The organism is Pseudomonas sp. B3G-3 (genome assembly GCF_028640915.1).
GTDB classification, from domain to species: Bacteria; Pseudomonadota; Gammaproteobacteria; order Pseudomonadales; family Pseudomonadaceae; genus Aquipseudomonas; species Aquipseudomonas chlororaphis_I.
Map to the genome: position 1 here is coordinate 1 of NZ_JAQZAB010000106.1, position 20669 is coordinate 20669.

20 protein-coding genes are annotated in these 20669 nt (G+C 66.3%); 16 read left to right on the forward strand and 4 right to left on the reverse strand.

What is annotated here, in order from left to right:
* The 5 genes from PVZ80_RS15735 to PVZ80_RS15755 all read left to right on the forward strand — a co-directional run.
* The coding region (locus tag PVZ80_RS15735; protein ID WP_273864185.1) for an ABC transporter permease subunit at positions 1–517 on the forward strand (517 nt) is incomplete at its 5' end.
* A 163-nt stretch (positions 518–680) separates the two neighbouring features.
* A complete protein-coding gene (locus tag PVZ80_RS15740) occupies positions 681–1778 on the forward strand; it encodes a polyamine ABC transporter substrate-binding protein (RefSeq protein WP_009048282.1) in 1098 nt (365 codons plus the stop codon).
* A 634-nt stretch (positions 1779–2412) separates the two neighbouring features.
* Positions 2413–2937 (forward strand): DUF2867 domain-containing protein, encoded by a 525-nt coding sequence (locus tag PVZ80_RS15745; RefSeq protein WP_096373734.1) that lies wholly within the window; start codon positions 2413–2415, stop codon positions 2935–2937.
* 24 nt (positions 2938–2961) lie between these two features.
* Positions 2962–4146: an N-methyl-L-tryptophan oxidase gene (gene solA, locus PVZ80_RS15750; protein WP_273864186.1), complete on the forward strand. Its 1185-nt coding sequence runs from the start codon at positions 2962–2964 to the stop codon at positions 4144–4146.
* Positions 4147–4320: 174 nt separating this feature from the next.
* On the forward strand, positions 4321–4761 hold the full coding sequence (locus tag PVZ80_RS15755) for a CBS domain-containing protein (RefSeq protein ID WP_007930897.1): 441 nt from the start codon (positions 4321–4323) through the stop codon (positions 4759–4761).
* A 54-nt stretch (positions 4762–4815) separates the two neighbouring features.
* Here the strand turns inward: PVZ80_RS15755 and PVZ80_RS15760 are convergent, their stop codons facing one another.
* Both PVZ80_RS15760 and PVZ80_RS15765 read right to left on the reverse strand, forming a co-directional pair.
* Positions 4816–6141: an ATP-binding protein gene (locus tag PVZ80_RS15760; RefSeq protein WP_053268686.1), complete on the reverse strand. Its 1326-nt coding sequence runs from the start codon at positions 6139–6141 to the stop codon at positions 4816–4818.
* Positions 6138–6797: a response regulator transcription factor gene (locus PVZ80_RS15765; RefSeq protein WP_016703347.1), complete on the reverse strand. Its 660-nt coding sequence runs from the start codon at positions 6795–6797 to the stop codon at positions 6138–6140. Before PVZ80_RS15765 ends, PVZ80_RS15760 begins: the two co-directional genes overlap by 4 nt.
* 237 nt (positions 6798–7034) lie before the next feature.
* Between PVZ80_RS15765 and PVZ80_RS15770 the strand changes: the two genes are divergently transcribed.
* From PVZ80_RS15770 to PVZ80_RS15790, 5 genes are all read left to right on the forward strand, one after another.
* The gene (locus tag PVZ80_RS15770; protein ID WP_016703346.1) at positions 7035–7505 is read left to right on the forward strand and encodes a DUF2271 domain-containing protein; all 471 of its coding nucleotides are present in this window, start codon (positions 7035–7037) and stop codon (positions 7503–7505) included.
* A 26-nt stretch (positions 7506–7531) separates the two neighbouring features.
* On the forward strand, positions 7532–9727 hold the full coding sequence (locus tag PVZ80_RS15775) for a PepSY domain-containing protein (protein ID WP_124344946.1): 2196 nt from the start codon (positions 7532–7534) through the stop codon (positions 9725–9727).
* Positions 9711–10691: an FAD:protein FMN transferase gene (locus PVZ80_RS15780; RefSeq protein WP_273864187.1), complete on the forward strand. Its 981-nt coding sequence runs from the start codon at positions 9711–9713 to the stop codon at positions 10689–10691. The genes PVZ80_RS15775 and PVZ80_RS15780 overlap by 17 nt, the downstream gene beginning before the upstream one ends.
* 214 nt (positions 10692–10905) lie before the next feature.
* Entirely contained in the window at positions 10906–11136 is a 231-nt protein-coding gene (locus PVZ80_RS15785) for a type II toxin-antitoxin system ParD family antitoxin (protein WP_009048274.1), read from the forward strand.
* The gene (locus tag PVZ80_RS15790) at positions 11133–11471 is read left to right on the forward strand and encodes a type II toxin-antitoxin system RelE/ParE family toxin (RefSeq protein WP_041986958.1); all 339 of its coding nucleotides are present in this window, start codon (positions 11133–11135) and stop codon (positions 11469–11471) included. Before PVZ80_RS15785 ends, PVZ80_RS15790 begins: the two co-directional genes overlap by 4 nt.
* A gap of 6 nt (positions 11472–11477) precedes the next feature.
* On the opposite strand, the gene PVZ80_RS15795 is transcribed toward PVZ80_RS15790, so the two are convergent.
* On the reverse strand, positions 11478–12389 hold the full coding sequence (locus PVZ80_RS15795; RefSeq protein WP_016703342.1) for a LysR family transcriptional regulator: 912 nt from the start codon (positions 12387–12389) through the stop codon (positions 11478–11480).
* A gap of 128 nt (positions 12390–12517) precedes the next feature.
* On the opposite strand from PVZ80_RS15795, the gene PVZ80_RS15800 reads away from it, so the two are divergent.
* From PVZ80_RS15800 to PVZ80_RS15810, 3 genes are all read left to right on the forward strand, one after another.
* The gene (locus PVZ80_RS15800) at positions 12518–13594 is read left to right on the forward strand and encodes an AbrB family transcriptional regulator (protein WP_273864188.1); all 1077 of its coding nucleotides are present in this window, start codon (positions 12518–12520) and stop codon (positions 13592–13594) included.
* A gap of 222 nt (positions 13595–13816) precedes the next feature.
* Entirely contained in the window at positions 13817–16042 is a 2226-nt protein-coding gene (locus PVZ80_RS15805; RefSeq protein WP_273864189.1) for an LTA synthase family protein, read from the forward strand.
* Positions 16043–16172: 130 nt separating this feature from the next.
* Positions 16173–17012, forward strand: a complete 840-nt coding sequence (locus PVZ80_RS15810) for an NAD-dependent protein deacetylase (protein WP_016703339.1) — start codon at positions 16173–16175, stop codon at positions 17010–17012.
* Here the strand turns inward: PVZ80_RS15810 and PVZ80_RS15815 are convergent.
* A complete protein-coding gene (locus tag PVZ80_RS15815) occupies positions 17009–17914 on the reverse strand; it encodes a LysR family transcriptional regulator (RefSeq protein ID WP_016703338.1) in 906 nt (301 codons plus the stop codon). The two genes, PVZ80_RS15810 and PVZ80_RS15815, sit on opposite strands and share 4 nt — an antisense overlap.
* A gap of 225 nt (positions 17915–18139) precedes the next feature.
* Here PVZ80_RS15815 and PVZ80_RS15820 point away from each other — a divergent pair, with 225 nt between their 5' ends.
* The 3 genes from PVZ80_RS15820 to PVZ80_RS15830 all read left to right on the forward strand — a co-directional run.
* Positions 18140–18838: a CoA transferase subunit A gene (locus PVZ80_RS15820; RefSeq protein WP_007920583.1), complete on the forward strand. Its 699-nt coding sequence runs from the start codon at positions 18140–18142 to the stop codon at positions 18836–18838.
* A 33-nt stretch (positions 18839–18871) separates the two neighbouring features.
* On the forward strand, positions 18872–19531 hold the full coding sequence (locus tag PVZ80_RS15825; protein ID WP_007920581.1) for a CoA transferase subunit B: 660 nt from the start codon (positions 18872–18874) through the stop codon (positions 19529–19531).
* Between the two features lie 14 nt (positions 19532–19545).
* A partial coding sequence (locus PVZ80_RS15830; protein WP_273864190.1) for an acetyl-CoA C-acetyltransferase occupies positions 19546–20669 on the forward strand: 1124 nt, incomplete at its 3' end.

Genomic DNA, 20669 nt, shown 5'->3' on the forward strand with positions numbered 1-20669 from the left:
GCAGATGATCGGCTGGCCGCAGGAGCGTGGCATCGTCACCATCTGGATCGCCCACACCACATTCTGCGCCGCCTATGTGGCCGTGGTAGTCTCCGCGCGCTTGCGTGAGCTGGACCTGTCCATCGAAGAGGCGGCCATGGACCTGGGTGCGCGGCCGTGGAAGGTGTTCTTCCTGATCACCATCCCGATGATCGCTCCGTCGCTGGCGGCCGGTGGCATGATGTCCTTTGCCTTGTCCCTGGACGATCTGGTGCTGGCGAGCTTCGTCTCCGGCCCAGGCTCCACCACCCTGCCGATGGAAGTGTTCTCGGCGGTGCGCCTCGGCGTGAAACCGGAGATCAACGCGGTGGCCAGCCTGATCCTGCTGGCGGTGTCGCTGGTGACTTTCCTGGTCTGGTACTTCGGCCGGCGCGCCGAAGCGGCCCGCAAGCGGGCGATCCAGGAAGCCATGGAATACACCGCCAACGAAGCGTTCCAACCCGCTGCGCAACGGCGCATGCAAGCGACGACGGCCTAGGCCGTCGCGCTCACGACACACAGCGGCGCATGGATCGCGAGCAAGCTCGCTCCTACAGACATGCACCCTCCCTGTAGGAGCGAGCTTGCTCGCGAAGACGTGCAACCTGACACCCCACGTTCCACATGCAGCAATCTGCACAATAAGAAATGGAGTTGTACCGATGAAAATGCTTGGCAGGACTCTGCTATCACTGTCCCTGATGGGCGCCCTGGTTACCGGCGCCCAGGCCAACGACAAGGAGCTGCGTGTCTACAACTGGTCGGACTATATCGCCCCGGACACCCTGAAAAAGTTCGAGGCCGAGACCGGCATCCACGTCACCTACGACGTCTTCGACAGCAACGAAACCCTGGAAGCGCGCCTGCTCACCGGCAAGTCCGGCTATGACATCGTGGTGCCTTCCAACAGTTTCTTGGCCAAGCAGATCAAGGCCGGGGTCTACCAGGAACTGGACAAGTCGCGGCTGCCGAACTGGAAGAACCTCAACCCGGTGCTGCTGCAGAACGCCGCCGCCAGCGACCCGGGCAACGCCCACGCCTTCCCCTACATGTGGGGCTCGATCGGCATCGGCTACAACCCGGACAAGGTCAAGGCGGTGCTGGGTAGCGATGCGCCGACCAACTCCTGGGACCTGCTGTTCAAGCCGGAGAACGCCGAGAAGCTCAAGGCCTGCGGCATCAGCTTCCTCGACTCGCCGACGGAAATGCTCCCCGCCGCCCTGCACTACCTGGGCTACCCGGTGACCAGCAAGGACAAGGCGCAGATCCTCGAGGCCGAGGCGCTGTTCATGAAGATCCGTCCTTCGGTGACCTACTTCCATTCCTCCAAGTACATCTCCGACCTGGCCAACGGCAACATCTGCGTGGCCGTGGGTTACTCCGGCGACGTGCTGCAGGCCCGTTCGCGCGCCGAAGAGGCCGGTAACAAGGAGAAGGTCGCCTTCAGCATTCCCAAGGAAGGCGCCGGCAGTTTCTACGACATGATGGCCATGCCCAAGGACGCGGCCAACGTCGACAACGCCTACCTGTTCATGAACTTCCTGATGCGCCCGGACATCATCGCCGAGGTCACCAACAGCCTCGGCTACAGCAACGCCAACGCCGCCGCCACGCCGCTGGTGGACGAAGCCATCCGCAACGACCCGGCCTCGTACCCGCCGCAAGCGGTGCTCGCCACCCTGTACGCGGTGCCCGACCAGCCGATCGCTATCCAGCGCGTGATGAACCGTGGCTGGACGCGGATCAAGCTCGGCAAATGACAGCCCGCGCCCGCCCGGCCATCGCGGCGGGCGCTGCTGCCCTCTTCCGTTCAGTCGCGCCTTACCACCGCGACACCCCTGCGAACGGGCTCGCCTGGCTCCCTCGGTTCAGGTGACTCCTTGGCGCCCTCCTCGGGCGCCTTTTTTGCTTTCAGGCCGCACAAAACCCTGTAGCCGCTGCCGCAGGCTGCGATCGACCCGAAGGGGCGCAACAATCTCAAGACCGCTGAAGGCCCTGCGGGCCTTGTCGCAGCCTCGCGGGCTCGGCAGCGGCTACAGGGGCGCGGCATCAGGCTTTGTGTAGCCGCTGCCGCAGGCTGCGATCGACCCGAAGGGGCGCAACAATCTCAAGACCGATGAAGGCCCTGCGGGCCTTGTCGCGGGCTCGGCAGCGGCTACAGGCGGCGCGGGATCAGGCTTTGTGTAGCCGCTGCCGCAGGCTGCGATCGACCCGAAGGGGCGCAACAATCTCAAGACCGCTGAAGGCCCTGCGGGCCTTATAGCAGCCTCGCAGGCTCGGCAGCGGCTACAGGGGCTCGGCATCATCCAGCGGGTCCCCCCAACCACAAACAATGATATTTTTTGCCGCTTGCGGTGCAGCCGGGCACCGCCACTTTTACAGGGAACCGTATCAATGCAGACCGCCGTCCAGCCTTGTCCATTGCCCAGCCAATCCAGCATTGCCAACCTGGCGGTCGGGGCGAGCTTCATCGATTGCCGCCAGGTGCTGGCCAACGACCCCGAGCGCACGGCCATGCGCCACCTGCTCAACCTGATGAGCCAGACTCCGGCCTGGATCGACCGGATGATGGGCCTGCGCAACCGTGTGGTGCAGTTGTTCGGCCTCAAGGACCTGGGGCGCCTGACACACATAGACCTGACCAGGGCAGACGAGGATTACCGGCCGGACGACCGGGTCGGCATCTTCACCCTGGTTGCCCAGGCCCCCGACGAGGTGCTGGTGGTGGACCGCGACAAGCACCTGGACGTGTACCTGTCCCTCAACCGCCTGCCGCTGACCGCCGAGGGCCTACGCCCGGTGGTGCTGTCCACCGTGGTCCATCCGCACAACCTGCTGGGGCGCCTGTACATGCTGCCGGTAGCGCCGTTCCACCGGCTCATCGCGCCCATGACCCTGGCCAACATCAATCGCCGCTGAGCCGCCACTTTCAAGGACACTGCCATGCAGACACCCGAGTTCGACGTTGTTGTAGTAGGCCTGGGCGCCATGGGCGCCGCGACCCTGTACCAGTTGGCCAAGCGTGGGGTGAAGGTGGCCGGCATCGACCGCTTTGCCCCGCCCCACGACCAGGGTTCGAGCCATGGCGACACCCGCATCACCCGCCAGGCGGTGGGTGAAGGCGCGGCCTATGTGCCGCTGGCGATCCGCGCGCAGCAGATCTGGCGCGAGCTGGAAGCGCAGCTGGATGTACCGACAGAGCAGCCGTTGTTCGAGCAGTGCGGCGTGCTGGTGATGACCTCCAGCGCCACCCCGAGCGGCCAGGACGGCACGCCGGATTTCACCGAAAGCACCCTGGCCCTGGCTCGCCGCTTCGGCATCGAGCATGAGGTGCTGGACGCCACGCAGATCCGCCAACGCTTCCCACAGTTCGCGCCGATCCACGACAGCGCCCTGGGCTACTTCGAACCCGGCGGCGGTTATGTGCGGCCGGAGCGTTGCATCGACGCGCAGCTGAGCCTGGCCCGCCAGTTGGGCGCGACCCTGATCACCGGCGAGACGGTGCTGGATATCAAAAACGAGCAGGATCTGGTGCAAATCACCAGCCAGCACCGGCGCATCAGCGCGGCCAAGGTGGTGGTCTGCGCCGGCATGTGGTCCAGCCAATTGCTCGGCGCGCCGTTCGACAAGTTGCTGCGGGTGTGCCGGCAGACCTTGTACTGGTACCAACTGGCGGAACCGGTGATTTTTCCCGAGCACTCGCCGAGCTTTATCGTCCACGGCGCCAGCGACGAGCAGACCTGCTACGGCTTTCCGCCGATACCCGGCGAAGGCAGCATGAAGATCGCCACCGAGCAGTACAGCGAGACCTCGACGCCGGACAGCCTGGAGCGCCAGGTCAGCGCGGCGCAGAGCGAGGCGATGTACCGCGATCTGGTACAGGTCAATATCGCCGGGGTCACGTCGCAACGGGTGAAGTCCGCGGTCTGCGCCTACACCGTGACCCCGGACTCGCACTTCATCATCGACGAGCACCCGCGCCTGGCCAATATCACGGTGGTCAGCGCCTGTTCCGGCCACGGCTTCAAGCACTCGGCGGCGATTGGCGAAGCCCTGGCCCAGCGGCTGGTGGACGGACGCAGCGAGATCGATTTGAGCGCGTTTTCCCTGGCGCGCTTCGACCATTGAGCAACGCCTGGACGCCCCGTGACGGGGCGCTTTCCAGGCAGAAACGATTCAGTGACGTTTTTCCTCCTGTGAGCGCCGCTTTCAACCTTGCCCCTTCGTTCACTCTCTACGATTCTGTAGAGACCCCCGCGGGGCGGCGCCAGGCCGTCCCAGGCAAAACAACAGGAGCGCCCCATGAAGAGCGTCGCTGAAGTACTGAAGTTGAAGGCCAAGCACAACCAGCAAGTGCACACCATCGCGCCCCACCAGATGGTGCTCGAGGCGCTGATGCTGATGGCCGAGAAGAACGTCGGCGCCCTGCCCGTGATGCAGAACGGCGAAGTGGTCGGGGTGATCAGCGAACGCGACTACGCGCGCAAGCTGGTGCTGCACGGCCGCTCCTCGGTGGGCACGCCGGTCAGCGCGATCATGAGTTCGCCGGTGATCACCGTGGACTCGCACCAGAGCGTGGAAACCTGCATGGGCATCATGACCGACAGCCACCTGCGGCACCTGCCGGTGGTGGAAGACGGCCAGTTGCTGGGCCTGCTGTCGATCGGCGACCTGGTCAAGGAAGCCATCGCCGAACAGGCCGACCTGATCCGCCAGCTGGAACAGTACATTCGCGGCGAGTAAGCCCGCCCCCACGACCCAATCCCCTGGAGCCGGCGGCGCCTTCGCACGCCGGCCCTACACGGGAAATTGCACGCGCACCTCGAACCCATCGCAACGGCCACTGGCCGGTGATGCCAGGTGCAGTTCGCCGCCCACGCCGTGAACGATGCTCTGGGCAATCGCCAGCCCCAGGCCGGAGCCGCTGGCCTCGCTGTTGCCGCGGACAAAACGCTCGGTCAGGCGTTGCAGCACTGGCGGCGGCACCACCGGTCCGCCATTGACCACCCGCAGGCAACCATCGGCGCCAAGGCTGACGTCTACCGGCTGCAACGGATCGCCGTACTTCAGGGCGTTTTCGATCAAGTTGCGCAGCAGGATGCCAAAGGCGTCCGGGTCGATGGCAGCACACACCCGGGGCGTCTGCGGCAACTGCAGCCGGATGCGCGGCGCAGCGCCGCGATTCCACTCCTCCACACCGTGGGCCAGCAGCGGAATCAAGTCCTCGGGGGTTTCGGACAACAGCCCGCCGCCCTCGGCCTTGGCCAATTGCATAAGTTTTTCCGAGAGCCGGGCCAGCTCCCGCAGGGCGTTCTCGATCTTCGCCGCCCGTAGCTGCAACGGCCCCTCCGGGGCTTCATGGCGCAGGCGCTGGATCTGCGCCAGGGTCGCCGCCAGGGGCGTGCGCAATTCATGGGCGCTGTTGGCGGTAAAGCTGCGTTCGGTTTCCAGGGCTTTGCGCAGGCGCTCCAGCAAATGATTGACCGCTTCGGCCAGGGGATCGATTTCCGCCGGCAGGCGCGCCACCTTGATCGGTGACAGGTCGCCCACCCCCCGGGCCTCCACCGCTCGCCGGTAGGCCAAGACGCTGCGCAGGCTGATGCGCACGAACAGCCAGGTGCCCAGCAGGCTGATGGGAATCAACCCGAGCAAGGGCACCAGCAAGGCGAACAGCGCCTCCCGGGAAGCTTCGCGGCGCTGGGCCAGGGGCTCGGCGATCTCGATGACGATCGAGTCGTTCTCGGCGCTGGCGCTGTACAAGCGGTATTTGCCCCGGGTGGTAAAGCCCGGGCTGGGCCGGTGGCTGAAGATCTTCAGCTTGGCGTCGTGGGAGCGCATCAGAATCTGCCCCTCGGCGTCGCGCACCACGTAGGTCAGGTATTCGCTGTCCATCTTCAGGGTCGCCACATGCCGGGCCCGGCGCGGCCCGGAACGGTTGCCGATTTCCAGCGCGGCCAGGGGCAGGATGCGCTGGGCCGTGGCTTCCAGGGCGCTGTCGAAGGTTTCTTCCAACTCATGCTGGACCGCCAGCCAGGTGCCGGCGGTGGCCCCCAGCCAGAGCAGGGTCATGCCCAGGGTCAGCCCCAGGCTCAGGCGCTTTTGCAGGCTGGTCGGACGCTTCATGCGGGCATCAGCCGGTAGCCCATGCCGCGCACGGTTTCGATCAGTTCGCGCCCGAGTTTCTTGCGCAGGCGGCTGACGTAGACCTCGATGGTGTTGCTCTCGATTTCCGCGCCGAAGGCATACAGCCGCTCCTCCAGCTGGGACTTGGAGAGCAAGGCGCTGGGGCGCTGGACAAAGGCCTCGAACACCGCCCACTCACGGGCGGTGAGATCGATGATGGCGCCACCGCGCTGCACGGTGCGGGCGCTGATGTTCACCTGCAGCTCGCCGAGGCGGATCTGCGGGTTGGGGTTGCCACTGTAGCGCCGGGCCACCGCCGCGACCCGCGCCGAGAGCTCAAACAAGTCGAAGGGCTTGACCAGGTAATCGTCGGCACCGGCGTTGAGCCCGGCGATACGCTCGGAAATCTGGTCCTGGGCGGTGAGGATGATCACCGGCGTCACGTCCCCGGCACCGCGGCGTTGGCGCAGGAATTCCAGGCCGCGCCCATCGGGCAGCATCAGGTCCAGCAGGATCAGGTCGTAGGCTGTGCTGGCGACACTGGCCCGGGCCTGCTCCAGGCGCTGCACCCAATCCACGGCGTGGCCATCGTCGGCAATCTGCTCGCGCACCGCTTCCCCGAGTACCGCCGCGTCCTCGATCAATAACACCCGCATGACGCCCTCCCCTGATCTGTGTGGTGACGCACCTTAACCGCCGAACCTGACGCCAACCTGAAGATTCAGCTGGCCATCAAAAACCCCTCATCAGGGTAGCCACACACGCCCCGCGACAGCCGGAGCCAGATCATGAAAAGCCCATTCGCCCGGCCTCGAAGTTTTTTCAACGTCCTTCAGGTTGCTGTCAGCTAAGCGGCTCAGGCTGCAGCCACATCACTTGAAAAGGACACCCTCATGAACAAGCTTGTCGTCGCCAGTTGCCTCGCCGCGGTTCTGGCCTTGCCTGGGCTGGCCCAGGCCCGTGAAGTGACCCTGACCACCCGTCTGAAGGACTACGGCGGCAATGACGCTTACCTGGCGATCTACCTCACCGACGCCAATGGCACCTACCAGCAGACCCTGTGGGTCGCCGGCAAGAAGGCCAAGTACTACAAGCACCTGCCGGACTGGGCCCGGGGCAGCCGCATGGCCGCCGCCCAGTACGACGGCATCAGCGGTGCCAGCGTCGGCAGCGGCGAGACCCTGACCGTCAGCGCCGAGCTGGCGGACAGCCTGATCGACGCCGGGTATCAGATCCGCATCGACAGCGCCGTGGAGGACCAGCGCGATGTCCGCGCCGACGTGGTCCTGCCCCTGACACTCCAGGGCGCAGGCCAGCCGGCCAGCGGCAGCACCTACGTGCAATCCCTGCGCTACGACCTGTAATGCCCACGCCGTCAGGAGGCACAACCATGTTGCGCTCGTTGCATTCGATTCCCGGGCTGATCGCCGCCCTGCTGGTGATGCTGCTGGCCATCAGCGGCACGACCCTGGCACTGAACCCGGCGCTGGAACGCCTGCACACACCCCAACCGGCCGTGGCGCAAGTCTCGGTCGGGCAACTGGCCGGACGCGTTGCCGGCCATCTGAGCGGGATCGAGCAGATCCGGCGCACGCCCTCGGGCTCGGTGATCGTCTACCACAGCCAGGACGGCCAGGCGCTGGCCAGCACGGTCGACCCACTGACCGGCGCAGTGCTCGCGCCCTACGCACCCTCAGTGTTTGCCCGCTGGGTCAAGGAGCTGCACCGCTCGCTGTTTCTCGACACGACGGGCCACGCCGTATCGGCCCTGGGCGCCCTGGCGATGCTTTTGCTGGCGTGCTCCGGTGCCGTGTTGCTGGCCCGCCGCGTCGGCGGCTGGGGCAACCTGCTGCGGCCCTTGCGGGGCAGCTTCAGCCAGCGCTGGCACGCCGAGCTCGGACGCCTGACCACCCTGGGCCTGCTGCTGTCGGCCCTGAGCGGGTTGTACCTGTCGGCCGGCACCTTCGGCTTGATTGCCGACGGCAGCCAGGCCGAACCGGCCGTCCCCACCCTGCTCAGCGCCGGCCCGGCCTTGCCGGTGGCCAGCCTGCCGGCGTTGCAGGCCCTGGACCTGAATGACCTGCGCGAGCTGGTCTACCCCAGCCCTGGCAACCCCCAGGACCTGTACAGCCTGCGCACCACCGCCGGCGAGGGCTATGTCGACCAGGCCAGCGGCGCCCTGCTGTCCTTCCAGCCCTACGCCGGCGCGCATCAGGCCTATGAGCTCATCTACCGGCTGCACACTGGCGAAGGCCTGTGGTGGCTGGGCCTGCTGCTGGGGACCTGCGCCCTGGGCGTGCCGCTGATGAGCGTCACCGGCCTGTGGCTGTGGTGGCGTCGACGCCAAGGCGCCACGCCGATCCACGACAACAGCACGGCCGCCAACGCCGACTGCGTGATCCTGGTGGGCAGCGAGAACAACAGCACCTGGGGCTTTGCCCACACCTTGCACCAGGCCCTGGTGATGGCCGGGATCAAGGTCCACAGCGCGCCGATGAACCAGCTGCAAAGCGACTACCCCAAGGCGCGCCACCTGCTGATCCTCACGGCCACCCACGGCGATGGCGATGCCCCGGCCTCGGCCACGGCTTTTCTCGCGCGCCTGGGGCAAAACCCGCCGGGGCCGGGGCTGCCATTTGCCGTGCTGGGTTTTGGCGACCGCCAGTTCCCACGCTTCTGCGGCTTCGCCGAGCAAGTGCAGAACGCCCTGGCCGCCAGCGGTGCGCGACCCCTGCTGCCCCTGGACTGCATCCATCGCCAGTGCGCCCAGGAGTTCCAGCGCTGGGGCCAGGCGCTGGGAGCGGCCCTGGGGCTGGAGCTGGACTTGCAGCACCACAGCCAAACCCCGCCCAGCCATGACCTGGAGCTGGTCGAGTCCGTGGCCTATGGCGCCCAGGTCCAGGCACCGACCCGGATCCTGCGTTTCAAGGCCCCAGCCGACGGCAGCGGCCAAGGCTTGCCCGAGTTCCAGGCCGGCGACCTGGTGGGCATCCTGCCCCCCGGCACTGCGCAGCCGCGTTTCTACTCCCTGGCCAGCAGCAGCGCCGACGGGGTCCTGGAGATCTGCGTGCGCAAGCATCCTGGTGGCCTGTGCTCAGGCTTTCTCCATGACCTGCAAGCGGGAGCGCGGATCCAGGGCTTCATCCAGCCCAACCCACAATTTCGCCCCGTCCAGGGCTCGCAACCGGTGATCCTGATCGGCGCCGGCACCGGAATCGGCCCCCTGGCGGGCTTTATCCGCGGCAACCGGGCCCGGCAACCGATGCACCTGTACTGGGGCGGGCGCCACCCGGCCTCGGACTTCCTCTACGAGCCGGAACTCAAGGGCTATCTGGCCGACCGACGCCTGACCGCCCTGCACGCGGCCTTCTCCCGGGTCCCGGCGCGCGGCTACGTGCAGGACCGGCTGCTCGCCGATGCCCTGGCGCTACGCCGGCTGGTGGAAAAAGGCGCCCAGGTGCTGGTCTGCGGCAGCCGGGACATGGCCAAGGGGGTGATCCAGGCCCTGGACGAAGTGCTGGCGCCGCTCAACCTCAGCGTACTGACCCTCAAGGCCCAAGGACGTTACCGTGAAGACATCTACTGAAACCGCCGGACTGCAACGCTACAGCCTCAACGGCCCGACCATGGGCAGCCGCTACACCGCGCTGTTCTATGCCGCCCCGGGATTCGCTACCCGAGACATCGCGGACCGCCTGGCCCAGGCGGTGGAACGGGTTGAGCAACAGATGTCGAGCTGGAACCCCACGTCCGATCTCAACCGACTCAACTCGGCACCCAGGCACCACTGGGTCAGCGTGCCCAGGGAACTGATGAACGTCATCACCACGGCGCTGCAGGTCAGCGAGCAATCCGCCGGGGCCTTCGAGATCGCCGTGGGTGAACTGGTCCAGGGCTGGGGCTTCGGCCCCACGGCCCGGACACTGGATCAGCCGGCGCTGGCCGAGTTGGGCCGGCAGCGCCTCGCCCCCGCCAGCTACGCCCTGGAGCTGGAACCCCGGCGCCACCGCTTGCGCAAGCGGGCGAAGCTGCGCCTGGACCTCAATGGCATTGCCAAGGGTTTTGGCGTCGATGAACTGGCCCGCGCCCTGGAAGCCTCGGGCATCCGTGACTATCTGGTGGGGATCGACGGCGAAATGCGCGCCAGGGGCAGCAAGCCCGCCGGGCAACCCTGGACCGTGGCCCTGGAGAAACCCCTGCGTGGGGTCCGCCAAGTCATGGGGGTGATGGAGCTGGGCAATGCGGCCATTGCCACCTCCGGCGACTACCGGCGGTGGGTGGAGATCGCCGGGCAGCCCTATGCCCATACCCTCGACCCGGCCACCGGCGCGCCCCTGGACAACCGCCTGGCCTCGGTCAGCGTGGTGGCCGCCAACTGCATGCTGGCCGATGCCTGGGCCACCGCGCTGTTGGTGCTCGGCGAAGTCGAGGGACCGCGGTTGGCCCAGGAGCGCGGCATGGATGCCTTGTTCGTGATCCGCGACGGCGCGCAGTTGCGCGAGGTGTCTATCGTGGGCGGACAGTTGCAGGCGCAGATCGAGACCCGCTGAAGCCGGTGTCTATTGCCCCGATGAAACTCATGTACCGGCACTGCGAACGGCACGCTAACGACCGCATCGGTTGGCCGCGAGCTTGGTGGTTGGCCCTTGCGGTGGGAGCACAGCGTGGCGCCATGGATCGGCGGCATGTCCCTGATGTTCCTCGCTGGCAAGGTGAGGCTGGAGGCGTATACTTTGGCAAATTTTGTCAAACGTGGACAAAACCATGAGCACCATGAACATTTCCCTGCCAGAAGCCCTCAAGGCCTTCGTCGACGATCAGGTCAGCCAGCGGGGCTACAGCACCAGCAGCGAGTACGTGCGGGAGCTGATCCGCAAGGATCAGGATCGACAGCACCTGCGCGGCCTGCTGCTGGCGGGTGCTGAATCGGCGCCTGGCACTCCCGTGGACGATCGTTACTTCGACGCGCTTCGCGCCAGGGTCCGCAAGGAATGAAGGCACAGCGGGTCATTCCAAGGGCCCTGGCCAATCAGGATGTAGAAGACGCTGTCGACTACTACCTGGCTCAACAGGCCGAGCAGGCAGCCTTGGGCTTCATCGACGACCTGCAAGCTGCCTATGCGCATATCGCCCGGCATCCGGCCTCAGGCCTTTCCCGCTACCCCCATGAGCTCGATTTGCCAGGGCTTCTCTACTGGCCATTGAGTCGCTATCCCTTTCTGGTGTTCTACGCCCGGCACGACGACCACATTGACGTGTGGCGCGTCCTGCACGCCATGCGGGACATTCCCGCCTCGCTGACGGAAAGCCCCGCACACGGATCGACCTGACGCGGGCTACAGCGCCCCATCAGCGGTGAAGAACTGCCGCCCATCCCGCTTGAGCAGATCCAGCAGCAACTGGGCCGCCGGCGACAGGTAGCCTTCGGTCCGCACCAGCACCACGATGCTGCGATGCATGCGGGTTTGCGCCAGCGGCACTTCCCGCAGGTGGGCGATGCCCTTGAAGTCGTCCAGGGTTTCCCGGGCCAGGAAGCTCAGCAGCCCGGTCTTGGCGATCAGCCGCGGCAGCAGGGAGATGGTGTTGGTCTCGATCTGCACCGAGGGCAACGGCAGCTTGTGGCTCTGGAACACGTTGTCGATCCAGCGGCGGGCCGAGACCCCGGTTCCCGGCAGCACCCAGCGGTAGTCGCACAGGTCGCGCAGGCGCATCGGCGTGTCGAACACCGGGTGGTCGCGGCTGGCCACCACCACGGCCTGGTCTTCGAACAGGGTGTGGTGGCTCAGGTTTGGGTCACCCTCGAACAGCGGGCAGATCACCATATCCAGGCGCCCCGAGCGCAGGGACTCGCGGAGCACGTCGTCCTGGCCGATCACCAGGTTCAGGGTGATGTCCGGGGCCCGCTCCAGCAGGGTCGCGGTCATCTGCGGCAGCAGGTGCTCGGCCATGCTGGCGGCGCACCCCAGGCGGATATTGCCGAGCACGCCGCTGGCAAAATCGCGCACCTCGCGATGGGTCTCGGCGATGTTCTGCTGCAACTGCCGGGCGCGCTGTTGCAGCAACAGGCCCACCGCCGTCAGCTTGATCCGCCGCCCGTCACGCTCGAACAGCTTGGTACCGAAGGACTCCTCCAGGCGCTGGATGCTTTTGGTCAGCGCCGGCTGGCTGCGGTTGAGCTTCTGCGCCGCGCGCCCGAGGTGGCCGAGCTCGGCGATGGTTTCGAAATAGGTCAGGTCGCGCAGGTCCATGATCGATAAACCAGAGTTATTGGTTGATCACAATTAGAAACTGGACTTGATCAATTGCGCTATCAATAATTTGCTCCGAAGCGCTGGTAGCAACGGTCCCGCAACAGGAACGGCCAGCGCGCTGGAGAATGCCCTTGCCTCGTCCCTCGCCTTTGTCCCTGTCCACCTGGCCCCTTGCCCTGCAATGGCTGGCGCTGCTGATCCTCGCTGGCAGCGCCGGGCAGTTGCTGAAACACTTCGAAGTTCCCGCCGGACAGTTCCTCGGGCCGATGCTGGTGGCCATCGGTTTCGGCGTCAGCGGCGCCAGCATCCGCGTGCCGCGCCAGGCCTTCCGCCTCGGCCAGGGCTCGGTCGGGGTCCTGGCTGCCCATTCCATGACCATGGCCGTGCTGGCCTCGATGGCCCAGTCCTGGCCGGTGATGCTGTTCGCCACCCTGCTCACCGTCTGCCTCAGCGCCCTGGTCGGCCTGGCGCTGGTACGCCTCGGCGGCCTGCCGCCCAGCACCGCGGCCTGGGGCACCGCGCCGGGGGCGGCTTCGGCCATGGTGGCGATGGCCGACGATTTCGGCGCCGACTCACGGGTGGTGGCCACCATGCAGTACGTGCGGGTGGTGTGCGTGGTGATGATCGGCGCCCTGGCCAGCCACTGGATCGGCGTCCCGGCCGGCGGCAGCCAGGCCCACAGCACCGAGGTGGTGCTGCAGACCTTCACCCTGCTCAACCTCGGCCTGACCCTGGCCATCATAGTGCTCGGCGTGCTGCTCGGGTCGCGGGTGCCGGCCGGCGCCCTGCTGGTGCCGCTGCTGATCGGCGGCGCGCTGCAAGTCTCCGGGCTGCTGCACATCACCCTGCCCGGCTGGCTGCTGGCCCTGGCCTACGGCGCCATTGGCTGCTACATCGGCCTGCGCTTCGACCGGCCGACCCTGCGCTACGTCTGGACCCGCCTGCCGGCGATGATCTTTGGCGCGGTGCTGCTGATCGCCCTCTGCGCGCTGTCGGCCTGGCTGCTGGCGCACTGGCTGGACAAGGACTTCCTCTCGGTCTACCTCGCCACCAGCCCCGGCGGCCTGGACGCCATGACGATCATCGCGGTGGACACCCACGCCGACGTCGGCCTGGTGCTGGCCATGCAGACCCTGCGGCTGTTCGCGGTGATCGTCAGCGGCGCTTTTTTCGCCCGGCTGATCATCAGGTGGTCGCGCTGAACCCGGGAGCCGCGCGTCTTTAAACACTCTGAAATAGTAAATCCGAGCGCCATCCCTCCTTCCCTGGCTCCGTCGCCAGGCGCCTGAATACGGGCTTCAAGGCGCCGCCCTGCAGTGTCCAGGGCCGTTTCGCCAGCGGCCCGGGAGCTTATTTCCCTGTCGAATAAGAAACGTCTTGCCGCCGGCTGTTGTTACCATGGCGCACATTTGCATGACGATTTAATGACTGGCAGGTTTTTCGTGAATTTCATCCGGCGTGTTTTCCATCATCCCCTGGCTCCCCTCGGCGCACTGCTGAGCCTGGTGCTGCTCGTGCCCCTGGTGGCGCGTGCGCTGCTCGGCTGGTCCGACCCTTTGGGTTATCTCTCGGACCTGGGCACCGCGGGTCTGTTGACCCTGCTGCTGTACCGCCGGCCCTGGTGGCTGGCCTTGCCGGTGCTGCTGGTGTGGGCCCTGCTGAGCATCGCCAGCGCCGAGCTGGTCAGCGCCGTGGGCCGCCTGCCCAATGCCTCTGACCTGCATTACCTGTTCGACCCGCAGTTCGTCGGCAACTCCACCGGCGGTGGCCTGGCTCATCCCTGGCTGGCCGCGGCGCTGCTGTCCGGCCTGGCGCTGTGGCTGGCCGTGCAATGGGCGGCCCGCGGCACCCGCGCCCCGCGCTTGCCGCGCCATGCCTGGACCGCCCCGGCGCTGCTGTGGCTGGCCCATGGCGGCGTGCAATACCTGAACCCCAGCGAAGCCGATCAATGGCGCCTGTTCAACCTGCCGCACCAGTTGCTCGCGGCCGCCGCCGGCCAGGGCCAGGTGCAGCTGGAACAATGGCTGGAAGGCGATGTGCCCGAGCTGCCGGTGCAGATGGCCGGCCTGACCCAGCTCGACCTCGACGGCGAGCCATTGCTGGCCGCCCCGGGCCAGGCGCGCAACGTGCTGGTGATCGCCCTGGAAGGCATTCCCGGCGCCTATATCAAGACCAACCGCGAGGCCCTGCACAGCCGCTACCAGGACAACCTGATGCCCAAGCTCGGCGCCTGGGCCGAACGCGGCATGAACACCCCGGACTACGTACTGCACAGCCACCAGACCATCCGCGGCCTGTACGCCATGCTCTGCGGCGACTATGACAAGCTCGACAACGGTACGCCCAAGGGCATCGAGCTGCTGACCCAAAGCCAGCGCAACCAGGCCTGCCTGCCGGCCCAGCTGCGCAAGCAGGGTTTCAATACCCATTACCTGCAAGGCGCCGGCCTGCGCTTCATGGCCAAAGACAAGATCATGCCGCACATCGGCTTCGACTCGACCCACGGCCTGGAGTGGTTCAGCAACGCCAACTACCTGGACTTCCCCTGGGGCAAGGACGACAAGGCCTTCTTCGAAGGCGCGCTGGAGTATGTCGGCCAGCTGAAAAAACAGAAGCGGCCGTGGATGCTCACCCTGCTGACCGTCGGCACCCACCAGCCCTACTCCGCGCCCGAGGAATACCTCAACCGCTTCGACACACCCAAGCAGGCCGCGGTGGCCTACCTGGACGACGCCATCGGCGAGTTCATGGACCAGCTGGAGCGCCAGGGCGTGCTGAAGGACACCCTGGTGGTGATCACTTCGGATGAGTCCCACGGCATCGATGGCGTGCGCCTGGCCTCGTCCTGGGGCTTCAACCTGATGCTCGCCCCGGAACAGGCGCAACTGCCCAGACTCAAGTCCGGGACCTACGGCCATGTCGACCTGAGCGCCTCGGTGCTCGACTACTTCGGCTTCCAGGTGCCGGACAGCCTCAGCGGCCGCTCGCTGTTTCGCGACTACGCCCTGGGCCGGGAAATCATGTCCTACACCAACGGCAAACTGCGTTATCACGATGGCCAGGGCACCCTGACCGAATGCGATTTCCAGCAGCGCTGCCGCTACTACGCCAGCACCGGTTTCATCGCCGACAGCGCCACCTTCAAGGGCCAGTACGGCGGCCTGCGCGCGCGCCAGATCAGCGCCCGGGCCGAGGGCCTGGACCGCACCCTGCTGCAATCGCCGCTGAACCTGCACTACCAGTTCGGCAGCCCGGCGATCATCCCGCTGCAAGCGCAGATCAAGGACGACTGGGCCGACAACCTGATCGGCGCGCAGTACCTGGAAATGCCCAAGGGCTCGCTGACCCGCGTGCGCTTCACCGTGCGCTCGGCCGACCCGCAGCAGAACGCCTACATCCTGCTCAAGGGCAAGGAGCGCGAGCAGGACGTGCCCCTCGGACTGCCGGAAGAGATGCTGGTCACCCCCGACCAGCCGCTGGAAATGGACTTCAGCTTCGCCAACCCGGAATCGCGCAAGGCCTTCTCCTTCCACCTGCTGGGCTACGGCCTGGGCGCGGTGGAAGTCAGTGACTTCAGCGTGATCACCGAACTGCCGGGGCAAGAAGAAACCAGCGAAGAACCCCAGGACGACAGCGCGCAGTCTTCCTGAATCCCCGCCCCGGGAAGCTGGACGGCAGCACAGCCATCCAGCTTCCGCGCCCTTGTCTAAACTCCTCGTCAGGCACAAGGTATGGCCTCGCTGCGGACCGCAGCGCCACCACCAGAGCATGAGGACGCACATGACCGACACCCTGGACACCCCTCTGGAGCAGTTGCAGCGACTGATGGCCGAGCGCCCCTTCATGGTCCTCACCGGCGCCGGCATCAGCACCCCTTCGGGGATTCCCGACTACCGCGACAACGACGGTGTGCGTCGCGGCAACCAGCCGATGATGTACCAGGAATTCCTGGCCGAGCCCAAGGCCCGGCGCCGCTACTGGGCGCGGGCCATGCTCGGCTGGCCGCGGATCCGCCAGGCGCGGCCGAACGCAGCCCACGAAGCCTTGGCGCATTTGCAGGCGCGACAGAAGATCGCCGGGGTCATCACCCAGAACGTCGATACCCTGCACGACCAGGCCGGCAGCCGCGACGTGATCGAACTGCACGGCAACCTGCACCGGGTGGTCTGCCTGGACTGCACGCAACGCAGCGATCGGCAGGCGATCCAGCAGTTGCTGGAACTGCACAACCCCTACCTGGCTGGCGTCGACGCGGTGCAGGCACCCGACGGCGATACCCTGCTCGACCCAGTGTTCGAAGAACATTTCCAGGTGCCCCGCTGCCCTCATTGCGATGGCGAACGGCTGAAACCGGATGTGGTGTTCTTCGGCGAAAACGTGGCCCAGGCCACTGCGGCCAAGGCCCTGCACAGCGTCGAGCAGGCCGCCGGCCTGCTGGTGGTGGGCTCGTCCCTGATGGCCTATTCGGCCTTTCGCCTGTGCAAGGTCATGGCCGCCCAGGGCAAGCCGCTGATCGCCATCAACTTCGGCAAGACCCGCGCCGACGAGCTGCTGGACCTGAAGATCGCCGCCTCCTGCGAGCAGCTGTTGCCGTTGCTGGCCGAGCGCCTGAGCTCCTAGGAAACCACCGCCAGGCGCTCGGCCAGACCGGCCCCGCGCAAAATGTCGAACAGCGCCAGGGCCGCACTCGACAGTTCATGCCCGGGCTTGGTCAGCACGCCGATGGCGCGTTCCACCACCGGGTCGCGCAGGGTGATGCAGCGCGCGCCCAGCTCGCGCATCTGCCCGGCGCACAGAGCCGGCACCGCGCTCACGCCAAGGCCGCTGGCGACCATGCGTCCCACCGTCGCCAGCTGATGGCTTTCGAATTCCACCGGCAGTTTCATGTCCCGCGTCCGCAGATGCTCTTCGAGCATCACCCGCACCGTGGACGGTCGTTGCAGGGTGATAAAGGGCTGTTCCAGCAGCGACTGCCAGTCGATGTCCTTCAGATTGGCCAGGGGGGAGTCGCTGGGCACCACGGCGACGAAACGGTCGATGTACAGCGGGGTGAATTGCAGCGATGCGCTTTGCTGCGGCTCGAAGGCCACCCCCAGTTCCACCTGGCGGTCGCGGACCATCTCCAGCACCTGCTCGTTGATCACATCGTTGACCGTGACGTTGACCTGCGGGTAACGCGCGCGAAAGGTCTTGAGGATCGGCGGCAGCAGGTTGCCGGCAAAGGACGGCATGGCCGCCAGGGTCACCCGCCCGCGTTGCAGGGTGAAGCGCTGGCGCAGTTCGTCCTCGGCGTTGTCCCAGTCGGCGATCAGGCGCCGCGCCAGGGGCACCAGGGCCTCGCCTTCCGGGGTCAGGGCGACGTTGCGCGTGTTGCGGCTGAACAGCCGCCCGCCCAGGCCGTCCTCCAGGGCCTTGATGGTCAGGCTCAGGGCCGACTGCGACAGGTGCAGGCGCTCGCAGGCCACGGCGAAACTCAGGCTCTGGGCCACGGCCAGGAAGGCGCGGATCTGTTTCACGGTCATAGGAAGCTCCAAGAGAGAATCAGCTGCAAGCTGCAAGCTAGATGCGGCTTGCGGCTTGCGGCTTGCGGCTTGCGGCTTGCGGCTAATTATCCTGTTTTATAAATCAATCAACCTTAAAAATAAACTTAACAAATGAATGCCTCGGCGCAACACTGCGGCTCACTCTCTTCATACGGCCGGCCAGCCGGCTGGCAACGCAAATACCAATAACAAGAGGATGTGCAGATGGCAGGTTTCGACAAGCGCGTGGCGTCCTACGAGGAAGCCCTCGAAGGTCTCAAGGACGGCATGACCGTGATCTCCGGCGGCTTCGGCCTGTGCGGCATTCCGGAAAACCTGATCGCCGAGATCAAGCGTCGCGGCACCCGCGACCTGACCGTGGTCTCCAACAACTGCGGCGTCGACGGCTTCGGCCTCGGCGTGCTGCTGGAAGACCGGCAGATCAGCAAGGTGGTGGCCTCCTACGTCGGTGAAAACGCCCTGTTCGAGAAGCAACTGCTGAGCGGCGAAATCGAAGTGGTGCTGACCCCGCAAGGCACCCTGGCCGAAAAAATGCGCGCAGGCGGCGCCGGCATCCCGGCCTTCTTCACCGCCACCGGCGTCGGCACCCCGGTCGCCGACGGCAAGGAAACCCGTGAATTCAACGGCCGTGCCTACCTGATGGAAGAGTCCATCACTGGCGACTTCGCCATCGTCAAAGGCTGGAAAGCCGACCACTTCGGCAACGTGGTCTACCGCCACACCGCCCAGAACTTCAACCCGCTGGCGGCCACCGCCGGCAAGATCACCGTGGTCGAGGTCGAGGAGATCGTCGAGCCGGGCGAGCTGGACCCGACGCAGATCCACACCCCCGGCATCTACGTCGACCGGATCATTTGCGGCACGTTCGAAAAACGCATCGAACAGCGCACCGTGCGCAAGTAATCGCCCGCCCAACGACTGACGGAGAATAAAAAAATGGCTCTTACCCGCGAACAAATGGCTCAACGCGTCGCCCGCGAACTGCAGGACGGCTTCTACGTGAACCTCGGTATCGGCATCCCGACCCTGGTGGCCAACTACATCCCCGACGGCATGGAAGTGATGCTGCAATCGGAAAACGGCCTGCTCGGCATGGGCGCCTTCCCCACCGACGACGAAGTCGACGCCGACATGATCAACGCCGGCAAGCAGACCGTCACCGCGCGCATCGGCGCGTCGATTTTCTCTTCCGCCGAATCCTTCGCGATGATCCGTGGCGGCCATATCGACCTCACCGTGCTCGGCGCCTTCGAGGTCGACGTGCAGGGCAACATCGCCTCGTGGATGATCCCCGGCAAGCTGGTCAAGGGCATGGGCGGCGCCATGGACCTGGTGGCCGGCGCGGACAACATCATCGTCACCATGACCCACGCCTCGAAAGACGGCGAGTCGAAACTGCTGTCGCGCTGCAGCCTGCCGCTGACCGGCGCCAACTGCATCAAGCGCGTGCTGACCGACCTGGCTTACCTGGAGATCGAGAACGGCGCGTTCATCCTCAAGGAACGCGCCCCGGGCGTGAGCGTCGAGGAAATCGTCAGCAAGACCGCCGGCAAGCTGATCGTGCCGGCCCACGTGCCTGAAATGCAGTTCGCCTGAGGAGCAACCAGACCATGCAAGACGTCGTAATCGTTGCCGCCACCCGCACCGCGGTCGGCAGTTTCCAGGGTTCGCTGGCCAATATCCCCGCGGTCGATCTCGGCGCCGCGGTGATTCGCCAGCTGCTGGCCCAGACCGGCCTGGACGGCGCCCAGGTCGATGAAGTGATCATGGGCCAGGTGCTCACCGCCGGCGCCGGGCAGAACCCCGCACGCCAGGCCGCGATCAAGGCCGGCCTGCCCCACGCCGTGCCGGCGCTGACCCTGAACAAGGTCTGCGGCTCCGGCCTCAAGGCCCTGCACCTGGGCGCCCAGGCAATTCGCTGCGGCGACGCCGAGGTGATCATCGCCGGCGGCCAGGAGAACATGAGCCTGGCCAACTACGTGCTGCCCGGCGCCCGCACCGGCCTGCGCATGGGTCACAGCCAGATCGTCGACAGCATGATCAGCGACGGCCTGTGGGACGCCTTCAACGACTACCACATGGGCATCACCGCCGAGAACCTGGTGGACAAATACGCCATCAGCCGCGAAGCCCAGGACGCCTTTGCCGCCGCCTCGCAACAGAAGGCCGTGGCCGCCATCGAAGGCGGGCGTTTTGTCGATGAGATCACCCCGATCCTGATTCCCCAGCGCAAGGGCGACCCCGTGGCCTTCGCCACCGACGAGCAGCCGCGCGCCGGCACCACCGCCGAATCCCTGGGCAAGCTCAAACCGGCCTTCAAGAAGGACGGCACGGTCACCGCCGGCAACGCCTCGTCGCTGAACGACGGCGCCGCCGCGGTGATCCTGATGAGCGCCGCCAAGGCCAAGGCCCTGGGCCTGCCGGTGCTGGCGAAGATTGCCGCCTACGCCAACGCCGGCGTCGACCCGGCGATCATGGGCATCGGCCCGGTGTCGGCCACCCGCCGCTGCCTGGACAAGGCCGGCTGGTCCCTGGAGCAACTGGACCTGATCGAAGCCAACGAAGCCTTCGCCGCCCAGGCGCTGTCGGTGGGCAAGGAACTGGGTTGGGATGCGAGCAAGGTCAACGTCAACGGCGGCGCCATCGCCCTCGGCCACCCGATCGGCGCTTCGGGCTGCCGGGTGCTGGTGACCCTGCTGCACGAGATGCTCAAGCGCGATGCCAAGAAAGGCCT